8 protein-coding genes are annotated in these 13410 nt (G+C 68.9%); 5 read left to right on the top strand and 3 right to left on the bottom strand.

The features are described from left to right. The first annotated feature begins 159 nt into the window (after positions 1 to 159). From leuS to AC5JJ2_RS09840, 3 genes are all read left to right on the top strand, one after another. Positions 160 to 2736: a leucine--tRNA ligase gene (gene leuS / locus AC5JJ2_RS09850; protein ID WP_495857810.1), complete on the top strand. Its 2577-nt coding sequence runs from the start codon at positions 160 to 162 to the stop codon at positions 2734 to 2736. A 358-nt stretch (positions 2737 to 3094) separates the two neighbouring features. After that, positions 3095 to 3373, top strand: a complete 279-nt coding sequence (locus AC5JJ2_RS09845) for a hypothetical protein (RefSeq protein WP_495857809.1) — start codon at positions 3095 to 3097, stop codon at positions 3371 to 3373. 182 nt (positions 3374 to 3555) lie between these two features. Then, positions 3556 to 4743 carry a M20/M25/M40 family metallo-hydrolase gene (locus tag AC5JJ2_RS09840; protein WP_495857811.1) on the top strand — a complete coding sequence of 396 codons (1188 nt, stop codon included), beginning with the start codon at positions 3556 to 3558 and terminating at the stop codon, positions 4741 to 4743. A 179-nt stretch (positions 4744 to 4922) separates the two neighbouring features. Here AC5JJ2_RS09840 and secD read toward each other — a convergent pair whose 3' ends face one another. From secD to tgt, 3 genes are all read right to left on the bottom strand, one after another. Then, complete coding sequence (gene secD, locus AC5JJ2_RS09835; protein WP_495857808.1) at positions 4923 to 8246, bottom strand: protein translocase subunit SecD; 3324 nt, start codon at positions 8244 to 8246, stop codon at positions 4923 to 4925. A 105-nt stretch (positions 8247 to 8351) separates the two neighbouring features. Then, on the bottom strand, positions 8352 to 8717 hold the full coding sequence (yajC, locus tag AC5JJ2_RS09830) for a preprotein translocase subunit YajC (RefSeq protein WP_495857807.1): 366 nt from the start codon (positions 8715 to 8717) through the stop codon (positions 8352 to 8354). Positions 8718 to 8928: 211 nt separating this feature from the next. Further along, positions 8929 to 10092, bottom strand: a complete 1164-nt coding sequence (gene tgt, locus AC5JJ2_RS09825) for a tRNA guanosine(34) transglycosylase Tgt (protein WP_495857806.1) — start codon at positions 10090 to 10092, stop codon at positions 8929 to 8931. 86 nt (positions 10093 to 10178) lie between these two features. Here tgt and AC5JJ2_RS09820 point away from each other — a divergent pair, with 86 nt between their 5' ends. Together AC5JJ2_RS09820 and AC5JJ2_RS09815 are read left to right on the top strand one after the other, a co-directional pair. Continuing rightward, positions 10179 to 11852: a CRTAC1 family protein gene (locus AC5JJ2_RS09820; RefSeq protein WP_495857805.1), complete on the top strand. Its 1674-nt coding sequence runs from the start codon at positions 10179 to 10181 to the stop codon at positions 11850 to 11852. Continuing rightward, the gene (locus AC5JJ2_RS09815; protein ID WP_495857804.1) at positions 11849 to 13177 is read left to right on the top strand and encodes a tetratricopeptide repeat protein; all 1329 of its coding nucleotides are present in this window, start codon (positions 11849 to 11851) and stop codon (positions 13175 to 13177) included. Before AC5JJ2_RS09820 ends, AC5JJ2_RS09815 begins: the two co-directional genes overlap by 4 nt. Positions 13178 to 13410: the final 233 nt, after the last annotated feature.

Raw genomic sequence — 13410 nt, 5'->3', positions numbered from 1 at the left:
ACCCCCCTCCCTAACCCTCCCCCCCAAGGGGGGAGGGAACAAAACCAAAACCACGGCCGGGCGCTTAGAACCTCCCGCCCGCCGCCGGCGTCCGTTGATTGACGCCGTTCGCCGGTTGCCGTAGGCCAACGGGACGGATTCTTTCACAGGTGGCCGCTCATGCCGAGTTACAACCCCGCCGACGTCGAACGCCGGTGGCAGCAGTTCTGGGAAACCAACAAGACCTTCCGCACGCCCGACACGGACGGCAACAAGCCGAAGTATTACATCCTCGACATGTTCCCGTACCCGAGCGGCAGCGGGCTGCACGTCGGCCACCCGGAGGGGTACACGGCCACCGACATCCTGGCGCGGTTCAAGCGGATGAACGGGTTCCACGTCCTGCACCCGATGGGGTGGGACGCGTTCGGCCTGCCGGCCGAGCAGCACGCCATCCAGACCGGCGAGCACCCGAGCAAGAACACGCAGCAGAACGTCAACACCTTCCGCCGGCAGATCAAGAGCCTGGGGTTCAGCTACGACTGGGACCGCGAGGTCGATACGACCGATCCGAACTACTTCCGCTGGACGCAGTGGATCTTCCTGACCATCTACGACACCTGGTACGACGAGCAGCAGAAGAAGGGCCGCCCCATCAGCGAGCTGCCGATCCCGCCGGAGGTGAAGGCCCAGGGCGACGCGGCGGTCCGCAAGTACCGCGACGGCCATCGGCTGGCGTTTCAGGCGGAGCAGCCGGTGAACTGGTGCCCGGAGTTGGGCACGGTGCTGTCGAACGAGGAAGTCATCGACGGCAAGAGCGAGCGGGGCGGTTACCCGGTCGTGCGGCAGCCGTTGAAGCAGTGGCTGATGCGGATCACGGCCTACGCCGAGCGGCTGCTAGCCGACCTGGAGCCGTTGGACTGGTCCGAGTCGATCAAGCAGATGCAGCGGAACTGGATCGGCAAGAGCGAGGGGGCGGAGGTCGATTTCAAACTGGCTGCGTCGAGCGGGAACTTCGACATCAAGATCAGTGTGTTCACTACGAGGCCGGACACATTGTTCGGTGCCACCTACATGGTGCTTGCTCCCGAGCATCCGTTGACCAAGATGGTGCCACCGACGCACCGCGATGAAGTGAATGCCTATCGTGAGGCGGCCGCCCGGAAGTCCGATTTCGAGCGAACGGAGTTGGCGAAGAAGAAGACGGGCGTGTTCTCGGGCCTGTACGCGGTGAACCCCGTTAACAACAAGAAAATTCCGATCTGGATCGCCGACTACGTGCTGGCGAGCTACGGGACCGGCGCGATCATGGCCGTGCCGGGGCACGACGAGCGGGACTTCGAGTTCGCGAAGCAATTCAACCTGCCCATCGTTACGGTCGTGACACCGAATGAGAAGTGGCTGAAAGAGACGGGCAGCACTGTCAACGACCTGAAGGCCGCGTACACCGACGACGGCGTCGCGATGAACTCAGGCTTCCTCGACGGCCTCGGAACGAAGGAAGCCAAGGCGAAGATGATCGCGTGGCTGGAGGACGAACACGTCGGCACGCGGAAGGTCAACTACAAGCTCCGCGACTGGCTGTTCAGCCGGCAGCGGTACTGGGGCGAGCCGTTCCCCGTCCTGCACGGGCCGGACGGGACTGTCACCCCGCTGTCCGTCGATGACCTGCCGCTGACGCTGCCGGAGATGACCGACTACAAGCCGACCGGCAGCCCCGACGGCCCGCTGGCGAAGGCGACGGACTGGCTCACCGTGAAGCGCGACGGCGTCACGTACCGCCGAGAGACGAACACGATGCCCCAGTGGGCCGGCTCGTGCTGGTACTTCCTGCGGTACATCGACCCGCACAACACGGAGGCGTTCGCCGACCCGCGGAAGCTCAAGCACTGGCTGCCGGTGGACCTGTACGTCGGCGGGGCGGAGCACGCCGTGCTGCACCTCTTGTACTCGCGGTTCTGGCACAAGGTGCTGTTCGACCGCGGGTACCTGCCGTGCCCGGAGCCGTTCCAGCGGCTGGTGAACCAGGGGATGATCCTGGGGGAGAACAACGAGAAGATGTCGAAGGCCCGCGGCAACGTCGTCAACCCGGACGACGTGGTGAAGGAGTACGGGGCCGACTCGCTGCGGCTGTTCGAGATGTTCATGGGGCCGCTGGAGGCGGTGAAGCCGTGGAGCACGAAGGGCGTCGAGGGCGTGTACCGGTTCCTCGGCCGCGTCTGGCGGGTGCTGATCGACGACGCGGCCGAAACCGTGACGCTGCACCCGGCCGTGAAGGACGTGCCGCCGGACAAGGAGGCGCTGCGGGTGCTGCACCGCACGATCCAGAAGGTGACGGAGGACACGGAGCGGCTGAGCTTCAACACCGCCATCGCGACGATGATGGAGTTCACGAACTACTTCACGAAGCTGGACGTGCGGCCGAAGAGCGTGATGGAGCCGTTCGTGCTGCTGCTCGCGCCGTACGCGCCGCACGTCGCGGAGGAGCTGTGGGCGGCGCTCGGCCACGCGACCACGCTCGCCTACGAGCCGTGGCCGGCGTTCGACCCGGCGCTGGTGAAGGCGGACAGCATCGAGGTCCCGGTGCAGGTGAACGGCAAACTGAAGGCGGTGCTGACCGTGCCGGCCGGGATCGACGCGGCCGGGCTGGAGGCGGCGGCGAAGGCCGACCCGAAGGTGATCGAGGCGGTGGCCGGGAAGGCGATCAAGAAGGTGATCGCGAAGCCGCCGCAGATGGTGAACCTGGTCGTGGGGTGAGGGGCCGAACACGGGGTGGGCCGAGTCTTCGAGGCCCACCGTCTTGGCTTTGTTCCCTCCCCCCTTGGGGGAAAGGGTTAGGGAGGGGGGTAGGCTACCTTCCTCCGAAGCGATCCTCCCCGCGGGAGGGAGCTTGGGGGGGCCCCCCGCCCCCCCCCCCCCCCCCCGCGGGGGGCGGGGGGGCACACCACCCCCCCCCGCCCCGGGGGGGAACGGGCACGGGAGGGGGGGTGGCTACCTGCCCCCGCTGCGAGCCCCCCCGCGGGAGGGCGCCCTACCCCCTCCATAACCCTCCCCCCCAAGGGGGGAGGGAACAAAGCCAAGACGCTTCCCGGCAGGCGGTTTCGGAGTCCCCGTTATGTTCCGCCTCCTCTCGCGATTCCGGGCGTGGCAGGCCCGCCGCCGGGAGGCGGCGGCGGTCGCGATCCGCTGCTTCGAGGCACAGACCGGAGGCCGCGGCGACCCCCGCACCACCTACGTCATCCACGAGGACGCGGCCGGGTACGTCGTCCGCGTCTGCCACGGCGACGCCCGCCCGCCGCACCGGGCGTGGGTCTGGGTGGCCGCGGACTTCGCCCACTCTCGCGTGCTGACGTTCGCCGAGGTCGAACCGCTCGGCGAACGGCCGAACCGCTGACGACACATGTGAACAAATAGACATTATACCGGTCGCGTCAACCCAGGTGGCGATTCCGCCACGGGGGGCCACCCGTGGCGGTGGCGGCGGTGGCGGTGTCGGACTTTTCCCCGCGAAAACGGGCATTCCCGCCGCTACACTACCCCCCACCCCATCCCACCCACCGAGACGTTATGCCCCCCATCACCATCGACACGCCGGCCGCCATCGACCGGCTCGTGCGGTTCCTGGCCGTCGAAGGCGTCACCGGCGAGGAAGCCGCCATTAGTAAGGAGATCGTCGCCGCCCTGAAGGAGGTCGGCGTGCCGGCCGACGCCATCCGGTACGACGACGCGAACGCCCGCATCCCGGCCCCGACGCAGACCGGCAACCTGATCGTGGACCTGCCCGGCACGACCGCCGCCCCGCGGGTCCTGTTCATGACGCACATGGACACCGTCCCGCTGTGCGCCGGGGCGAAGCCGAAGCGGGCGGAAAACCGCATTGTGAACGAGAACCCGAAGGCGGCCCTCGGCGGTGACAACCGCACCGGCTGCGCCGCCCTCGTCACGCTCGCGGCCGAGCTTCTGATGCAGAAGCTGCCGCACCCGCCGATCACGCTGTTCTTCACCGTGCGGGAAGAGAGCGGCCTGTTCGGGGCGAAGCACGTCAACCCGAAGGACCTCGGCGACGCGACGCTCGGGTTCAACATCGACGGCCGGTCCGCCAGCGAGATCACGATCGGCGCGATCGGGGCCGACCGGTGGGAGGTCGAGATCTTCGGCAAGGCGTCGCACGCCGGCGTCCACCCGGACCGCGGCGTGTCCGCGACCGTCGTGGCGTCGCTGGCCCTGGCCGACGTGTTCCAGAACGGGTGGTTCGGCAAGGTCGTGAAGAAGGGGAAGGAGGGCACGAGCAACGTCGGCAGCCTGGGCAGCGCGGACGGCAAGAGCGCCGGCAACGCGACGAACGTGGTGACCGACCACGTGCTGATCCGCGGCGAGAGCCGCAGCCACGACGCGAAGTTCGTGCGGGAGATCACGGCCGCGTACAAGCTGGCGTTCGAGGCGGCGGCGAAGAAGGTCAAGGACCACCAGGGGAAGCCGGCGAAGGTGAAGTTCACGAGCCGGCTGGACTACGTCCCGTTCCGGCTGCCGGACAACGCGGCCGTCATCAAGCGGGCGGTCGCGGCGGCGAAGTCGCTCAAGCTGAAGCCGACGACGAAGGTGACGAACGGCGGGCTGGACGCGAACTGGATGGTGAAGCACGGCATCCCGACGATCACGTTCGGGGCCGGGCAGAACGAGATTCACACGGTCAAGGAGTTCGTGGACCTCAAGGAGTTTGAGGCCGGGTGCAAGCTGGCCGTGGCGCTCGCGACGGCGGAGTGACGGGTCTCGTAGGGCGGGTCAAGGCTTTGCGCCGACCCGCCGACGCGCCCAGGCGGTTGGGCGTGTCTCTTGGGTGTTTGCGGTCCCCGGCGGGTCGGCGCAAAGCCTTGACCCGCCCTACGAAAAACGGGCCGCCGGTCACCCGGCGGCCCGCGTGCTTCTCACATCCAGTCTCGCGATTACACCTTCGCCATCGCCGTCGTCGCTTCCGCCGCTTCCTTCTTCGGCTGGCCCTCGCCGAACAGCAGGAGCAGCGGGCTGGCCACGTAGATCGACGAGAACGTCCCGACGATCACGCCGACGACCATCACGAACGCGAACAGGTGGACGCCGTCGCCGCCGAAGAAGTACAGCACGCCGACGACCAGGAACACGGTCAAGGACGCCAGCACCGTCCGGCTCAGCGTCTGGTTGACGCTGTCGTTAATCATCTGCGGCGTCAGCATCGGGTTCTTCCCCCGCACTTCGCGGATGCGGTCGAACACCACGATCGTGTCGTTCACCGAGTAGCCCACGAGCGTCAAGAGCGCCGCCACCGCCGCCAGGTCGATCTTGAAGTCCTGGATTTGCAGCACCGTCGCCAGGCCGGGGACGGCGTGCAGGTAGTGGCACAGGGCGATCGCGCCGAGCGTGAAGCAGAGGTCGTGGATCAGGCAGAACACGGCCGCGAGGCCGAACTGCCAGGAGCCGAACCGGAACCAGAGGTAGAACAGGATCGCGATCCAGCTCGCCACGATGGCGAACAACGCCCGCGACTGCGTCTCCTGGGCCAGGGCCGCGTCGAACGTCTCCAGCCGGTCCGGGACCGGCCGCGATTCGACCGTCGTTTGCAGCTCCGTCAGGATGCCCTGGAGGGCGGCCCGCTCCTCCTCGGCCTTCGGCCCGCTCAGCACGGCCACCGGGAACCCGCCGACGGCGGCCAGGACGCCGGGGCGGTCCACCAGCCGGTTCGTCTCGATGGCGTCCTTCAGCCCGCCGAACTCCGTGTTCCCGGAGATGTCGAGCGTCATCGCCTTGTACTTGTTCGTCGCCTTCTCGCGGGCCTGGTCCTCGCTCCCCTCCGGCGAGTACACCGGCGTCAGCGCGAACGCCTGCCCGGCCTGCGGCACCCGGCCCTTCAGGGCGAAGATGCGGTCGAGCAGCGTCTTCACGTAGGACACGGACGCCGGCTGGCTGAACTTCAGCGTCGCCGTCTGGTTCAGCACCTCCCACCCGGTCAGCTTCGGCATGTCCAACAGTGGTTGGCCGTCCTCGCCCCGGAGGACGCGGTCGAGCATCACCTGGACGAGTTCCTTCTCCTTCTCCGTGGTCCGGACGGTGAACGACTTCGACACCCCGGCGGGGAGCTGGTCGTCGCCCATCGCGTTCACCTTCACCTGCTCGACGGACACGTCCGGCAGCTTCGCCGCGCGGGCCAGGACCTCGGCCTTGTCGGCCGGCTTGTTCGCGAAGCTCACGACGGCCGGCTTCGCCTCGCCCTCGTAGTCGATCTCCCAGGTGTTCGTCTCCGGCTTCGCCTCCCGGGCGTCCTTCACCTTCAGCTTCGCCGCCTGCCGGGATTCCGAGAGGAGGTCGAGCAGGCCGGGCTTGCCGTCGGTCGCGGTCAGCCCGCGGGCCTCGACCAGCCGGCCGCCGTACACCGTGCCGCCGCGGAAGTCCACGTTCAGCACGTCGTCGCCGCGGAACAGGAACAGCCCGAGGCCGATCACGGTCACGACCGCCGTGGCGACGAAGATCGGCTGGCGGATGCCCATGAAGTTGATGTTCGGCCGGCTGAACAGCTTCATCATCTTCAGCTCCCGCAGCCACCGCTTGTGCTGCCAGAAGTCGAAGATGAGCCGGGTGACGTACAGGGACGTGAACAGGCTGATGACGAGGCCGACGGTCAGGCTGACGGCGAACCCCTTGAGGTTGTCGTTGCCGAAGATGAACAGGACGATCGCCGTGAAGATGCTGGAGACGTGCGTGTCGATGATCGTCGGCAGCGCCCGGTCGTACCCGGCGCGGAGGGCGGCCGTCAGGGTCGCGCCCTTCTCCCGCTCCTCCCGCAGCCGCTCGTAGATGAGGACGTTCGCGTCCACCGCCATGCCGAGCATGAGGACGATGCCGGCGAGGCCGGCGAGGGTGAACGCGGCGTTGACGCTCACCATGAACCCGACGGTCAGCAGCAGGTTAATCATGAGCGCGACGCACGCCACCATCCCGGCGAACCGGTAGTAGACGACCATGAACGCCATGACGGCGGCGAACGACAGGCCGACGGCCAAGAGGCCCTTGTTCTTCGTGTCCTCGCCGAGCGTCGCGCCGACGGAGTTTTCGCTCACCGGGTTCGGCTTCAACTCGGCCGTCAGCGCCCCGGACCGGAGGATGTACACCAGCCGGTCCACGCTGTCCTTGGTGAAGTTCCCGGCGATCTCGCCGCCGCCGCGGATCTCGGAGTTCACCGTCGGGGCGGACATGATCTTGCCGTCGAGCAGGATGGCGAGGTGGCGGATGGTCGCGCCGGCGGTCGGCCGGTTGCGGCCGGTCATCGCCCCGAACTGGGAGTCGCCGACGCCGTTGAACCGGAAGTTCACCTTCCAGCTGCCGCTCTGGTTGTCGGCCGTGGCGTTGAGCGTCACCGGCCCGCCGACCTCGACCCGGTCGGACGGGGAGACGCGGGTGAGGACGTAGTACTCGACCTCCTTGCCCTTCTCGTCGTCGCTGGGGTTCTCCTTCTTGAACTCCCGGCTGTAGAGGAGCATGAACCCCCGCTCCGACTTGTCGCGGGGCCGGATCTCGTAGGCGTAGGTCTTGTTCCGGTTGGCGGCGAGGATGTCCCACAGCCCGCCCTTCCCCTCCCGCAGCTTCGGGTCGTTCAACAGGCCGAGGCTGTCCCGCTCCTCGCGGCCGAGTTCGACCCACTCGTACTGGACCTTCTCCTCGGTCGTGCCGTTGATCGTGACGCGGTAGTCGGCACGCTCCGGGGCGGGCGGCGGCGTCCCGGCCTTCGCGGCCTTCTCCTGCTCCTCCGGCGGCCACCCGTTGACCCGCTCGATCGCGTCCCGGACGCCCTCGGCGTCGTCCACGTCGTTGGCCAGGATGCGGAACTCCAGCCGGCCGACGCGGGACACCACGTCCTTTACGAACTGGACGAAGTCCTCGTCCCCGGCCGCCTTCTTGCTGGCCGGGGTGAACGGCACGAGGATTTCGATCCGCGACCCGCTGACCGGGCGGATGATGATGTTCTTGGTGTCCACCGGGTCGATGCGGCGCTTGAGCGACTCGGCGAGCCGCTGCATCTCCTCGTTGGAGAGGCTCCGCGGGTCGTCGGTGTTGGCGATGAGCAAGTCGCCCTTGTCCCGCTCGACCGACTTCCGCTTGGACAGGTCCACCTCGTAGACGAGGATGGTCCCGCCGGCGAGGTCGATCCCCTTGCGGTACGTGCCGAACGCCGCGGCCGCCCCGAACAGGGCGGTCGGGATCAGGCAGATGAGCAGGCCACGGAGGAAGTTGCGGTGCATGGCGTCCGATACCGGTAGTCGTTACGGGATTCGGGTACTGAGTACCCGGTACCGAGTACCGGGTACGGGGTACTGAGTACCGGGTACTCAGTACGGGAGCGGGGGTCAGGTCTTCGCGGGTTCCGACTCTTCTTGCCCGAGGACGCGGGCGATGGAACTCTTGGTGACTTTGATCTTCGCGTCTTCCGACCGGATGGTGATCTCGTCCTCGTTGTCCTTCAAGTTGACGATCGTGCCGATGATGCCGCCGGACGTGACGACCTTCGCGCCGCGTTTGATCGCCGTCTGCATCTCCGCTTGCTCGCGGCGCTGGCGGCGCATCGGCAGGATGATGAGGAAGACGAACGCGAGGCCCATGAGCATCATCATGAACATCGGGTCGCCGAGCGGGCCTTGGATGGCCTGCTGCTTCTTCGGCGGGTCGCCCCCGCCGGCCGGCGGGTCCTGGGCGATCAGAATGGTGGCGGACATCGGGGGCTCGGTCTCGGGTCGGCGAAATCGGAACTAGTGTTCTAGCAAGTCGGTTGGAATCGCCAACCGGTTGGGCCGGTCATATAGCCCCCGGCTTGCCGGGGGTGCGGGTTCGAGTCTTCGAGAACCCGCGGGGGCGTTCCTCCCGCGGGGGCGCTCCTCCCCACGCGATCAGGTTTCCGCCGGAACAACGACTTTCCTCCTACCGCATTCAGGCGTCCGCGGGAGCAACGCCCGGCGGCCTCGAAGACTCGGCCGCACGGTGGGCAAGCCCACCGCTATATGACGCGAGTTTCCCCGCGCGGAAGGCCGCGAACCGGCCGTCGATCACCGCCCGCCGGGCGTCGGCCATCAGCCGCAGGTAGTACGCCACGTTGTGCAGGCTCAGCAGCGTCGGGCCGAGCATCTCGTCCGCCCGGAACAGGTGGTGCAGGTACGCCCGGCTGAAGTTCCGGCAGCAGTAGCAGCCGCAATCGGACATCAGCGGGGCCGCATCTCGCTGGTGCTTCGCGTTCCGCAGCTTCACCACGCCGGCGTCGGTGAACGCCGTGGCGTTCCGGCCGTTGCGGGTCGGCATCACGCAGTCGAACAGGTCGATCCCGGCCGCCACCCCCGCGAGCAAGTCCTCCGGCCGGCCGACGCCCATGAGGTACCGCGGCTTGTCCTCCGGCAGGCACGCGGCGCACGCCGGCAGCGCCGCGTGCATCATCGCCGGCGACTCGCCCACGCTGAACCCGCCGAGGGCGTAGCCGGGAAAGTCCATCGCCACGAGTTCCTTCGCGCACGCCGCCCGCAGGTCGAGGTTTGTCCCGCCCTGCACGATGGCGAACTGCGCCTGGTCCTTCCGCGTGTGGTGGGTCTTGCACCGCTCCGCCCACCGGATCGACCGCGTCACGGCCCGGCGGATCACGTCCGGCGGCGCGTCGGCCGGCGGGCACTCGTCCAGCACCATCGCGATGTCCGACCCGAGGTTCTGCTGAATCTCGACCGCCTTCTCCGGCGTCAGCTCCAACAGCGACCCGTCGATGTGGCTGCGGAACTTCGCCCCGTGGTCGGTGATCTTCGCCTGGCTCGCGAGGCTGAACACCTGGAACCCGCCGCTGTCCGTGAGGATCGGGCCGGGCCAGTTCATGAATTTGTGGAGGCCGCCGAGTTCCGCGATGAGTTCGTCGCCCGGCCGCAGCGTGAGGTGGTAGGTGTTGCCGAGGATGATCTCCGCCCCGGCGTCGCGGACCATGTCCGGGGTGAGGCCCTTGACCGTGGCCTGCGTGCCGACCGGCATGAACTGCGGCGTCTGGACGACGCCGTGCGGCGTGTGCATGACGCCGGCGCGGGCCGCGCCGTCGCGGTGGAGGAGGTCGAACGAGATGGACATGCCGACGTGTTACGGCCGGGCCGTGCCCTTGTCCCGCGGTTCATTACAATTCCCGAACCGTCCCCCTGAAACCGCGAGCCTCCGCGATGCGCCGATTGCTCCTCTTCGCCGTCCTCGTCGGGGCGGGCTGCTCGAAGTCGTCGTCCCCGCCGCCGGAGGAGCCGACCGGCCCGGCCTGGTTCGAGGACGCCACGGACAAGCTCGGTGTGAAGTTCACCCACGACCCCGGCCCGCTCGGCAAGCACTTCATGCCCGAGAGCATGGGGGCCGGGTGCGGGCTGTTCGACGCCGACGGCGACGGCCGGCTCGACATCCTTCTCCTGCAAACCGCCGGGCCGGAGTCCAAGAGTACGCACCAGCTGTTCCGCCAGAAGCCGGACGGCACGTTCGAGAACGTGTCCTCCGGGTCCGGCCTCGACGTGCCGGGGTGGGGCCAGGGCGTGGCCGTCGGCGACGTGAACAACGACAGCAAGCCGGACGTTCTAATCGCCGAGTACGGCCGGTCGCGGCTGTTCCTCAACCTCGGCGGGTACAAGTTCAAGGACATCTCCGCGGAGGCCGGGGTCGTCAACCCGCAGTGGGGGGCGTCGGCCGCGTTCCTCGACTTCGACCGCGACGGGTGGCTCGACCTCTTTATCGTGAACTACCTCGACTACGACCCGCGGAAGGACTGCTCGTCCGCGAACGGGAAGCCGGCGTACTGCTCGCCGAGCGCGTTCCACGGGTCGCCGAGCCGGCTGTTCCGCAACAACGGGACGGCCAACCCCACGTTCACCGACGTGTCGCTGGCGGCCGGGTTCGCCGCGCTGCCGGGGCCCGGCCTCGGCGTGTCCGCGGCCGACTTCACCGGCGACGGGTGGCCGGACCTGTTCGTCGCCAACGACGGGAAGCCGAACCGCCTGTGGGTGAACCAGAAGGACGGCACGTTCAAGGACGAGGCCGCGTCCCGGAACGTGGCGTACACGTTCATGGGTCAGGCGTACGCCGGGATGGGCATCGCCGCCGGCGACGTGGACAACGACGGGCTGACCGACCTGTACGTCACGCACCTCGGCATCGAGACGAACACCCTCTGGAAGCAAGGCCCCCGCGGCCAGTTCAAGGACCGCACGATGGACTTCGGCCTGACCGCGACGAGGTGGCGGGCGACCGGGTTCGGGACGGTGATGAGCGACTTCGACCACGACGGCTGGCTGGACGTGGCGGTCGTCAACGGCCGGGTGTCCGCGGCCGGGACGGAGACGAACACCGGGCTGTCGCCGTACTGGGAACCCTACGGCGAGCGGAACCAGCTGCTCCGCAACGCCGGCGGCGGGAAGCTGCACGACATCTCGGCGGCGAACGCGGCGTTCTGCGGGTACTTCAACGTCGGCCGCGGGCTGGCCGTCGGCGACCTCGACGGCGACGGCGCGCCGGACCTGCTGGTGAACGCCATCGGCTCGCCCGCGAAGGTGTTCCGCAACGTCGCCCCGGACCGCGGCCACTGGCTCGCCGTGCGGGCGGTGAACGCGAAGGCGAACCGCGACGACTACGGGGCGGAGGTGGCCGTCTCCGCCGGCGGCGGGAAGCGGGTGCGCACGCTCAGCCCCAGCGACACGATCTATTCCAGCAACTCGCCGGTCCTGCACTTCGGCCTCGGGACGGCGGCGAAGTACGATGCGCTCGACGTGACGTGGGCCGACGGCACGCGGGAATCGTTCCCCGGCGGCGACGCGGACAAGGCGATCACCGTTCGCAAGGGCGAAGGGAAGGCCCGATGACCCGCAAACGGATTCTCCTTCTGATTCTGGCCGTGCTCGTCGGCGGCGGGGCCGCGTACTGGTTCACGAGTCAGCCGCGGTCCACGCTCGACCCGCCGACGGTCCGCGCCGAGGGGATCGACCCGGACGTGCTGAAGGTCGTTCAGAAGGCCCGCGAGGAAGTCGTGGCGAACCGGAACTCGGCCGAGTTGTGGGGCCACTACGGGATGGTGCTGTTCGCCAACTCGTTCTGGCCGGAGCGGGACGTGTGCCTGGCGGAGTCGGCGCGGCTGAACCCGGCCGACCCGCGGTGGGCGTACCTCCTCGGCGTCGCGAACCGCACGCAGGACGAGGCGGCGGCGCTGGCGTGGTTCCAGAAGGCGGTGGACGCGAACCCGGCCGACCCGAAGCTGGCGGCGACGGCCCGGCTGCGGCTCGCGGAGGCGTTCCTGCAAGTTCACAAGTACGACGATGCCGAGCGGCTGTTCCGGGCCGAGCGGTCCGCCGACCCGAAGAACCCGCGGGCGGCCCTGGGGCTGGGGACGACGCTGCTCGCGAAGGGGCAGCCGGACGCGGCGGCCGAGCCGCTGACGGCCGTGCTCTCCGCCCGCGGGGCGCAGCGGCGGGCGCGGACGCTGCTCGCGGCCGCCGCTCGTCAACGGGGGGACGAGGCGGCGGCCGCCGGGTACGAGCAGGAGGCGGCGCGGCTGCCGGAGGACCCGGCGTGGCCGGACCCGTTCCTCGCGCCGCTGGCCGACCTGGCGGCCGGGATGAAGGAGCAGTTGCGGTACGCCGGGCAGTTGAAGGACGAAGGGGACATCGACGGCAGCCTGCGAATTCTCGACCGGCTGGCCCGCGAGCGCCCGAACGTGACGACGCTATCCCGGTTCGGGGCGACGCTCGTGGACGGCGAGTTCTTCCTCGCCGCGGAGAAGCCGCTCCGCGAGGCGCTGAAGCTCGACCCCGACCACCCGGTCGCGCGGTTCCAACTCGGGTACGCCCTCACGCGGATCGGGCTACGACAGCAAGACCCACAGAAGGCGGCGACGTTCCGCGAGGCGATCACACTTCTCAATGAAGCCGTGGCGCAGAAGCCGGACCTGGGGATGGCCTACGTCTACCGCGGCGAGGCGGAGTTCGTGCTGGGCGACCTGCCCGCGGCCGTCGAGTCGATGCGGAAGGCGGTGGCGGTGCGGCCAGACCTGGCCGCCGGCCACGAGGGGCTGATCGTCGTGCTGGAGAAGGCGAACCGCCTGGACGAGGCGCGGGCCGCGCTGGCGGCGGCGGAGAAGGTCGTCCCGCCGGACGACCTGCGCGAGATTCGCGAGCGGTTGCAGAAGAAGTGAGCGAAGCGAGCGGCGTTGGTAAGGTGGGCCGAGTCTTCAAGGCCCACCGTCTTTGCCTTTCTTCCCTCCCCCCTTGGGGGGGAGGGTTAGGGAGGGGGGTAACCTCCCTTCCCCCGACGCGATCCTCACCGGGAGTGGGAAGCTCGGGGGGCCGCCCCCCCCCCCCCCCCCCCCCGCGCGGGGGGCCCGCACACCCCCCCGGCCCGGCCGCCCCCGCCCCCCCCCCGCCCCCC

The organism is Limnoglobus sp., from assembly GCF_059499385.1.
Note: the sequence above shows the minus strand (reverse complement) of the source record. Positions and strands in the feature narration are given on the sequence as shown.

Coding starts and splice junctions, on each gene's coding strand:
- yajC (WP_495857807.1), bottom strand. CDS start 8,717: ATGTCCGCCACCATTCTGATCGCCCAGGACCCGCCGGCCGGCGGGGGC.
- leuS (WP_495857810.1), top strand. CDS start 160: ATGCCGAGTTACAACCCCGCCGACGTCGAACGCCGGTGGCAGCAGTTC.
- AC5JJ2_RS09815 (WP_495857804.1), top strand. CDS start 11,849: ATGACCCGCAAACGGATTCTCCTTCTGATTCTGGCCGTGCTCGTCGGC.
- secD (WP_495857808.1), bottom strand. CDS start 8,246: ATGCACCGCAACTTCCTCCGTGGCCTGCTCATCTGCCTGATCCCGACC.
- AC5JJ2_RS09820 (WP_495857805.1), top strand. CDS start 10,179: ATGCGCCGATTGCTCCTCTTCGCCGTCCTCGTCGGGGCGGGCTGCTCG.
- AC5JJ2_RS09845 (WP_495857809.1), top strand. CDS start 3,095: ATGTTCCGCCTCCTCTCGCGATTCCGGGCGTGGCAGGCCCGCCGCCGG.
- tgt (WP_495857806.1), bottom strand. CDS start 10,092: ATGTCCATCTCGTTCGACCTCCTCCACCGCGACGGCGCGGCCCGCGCC.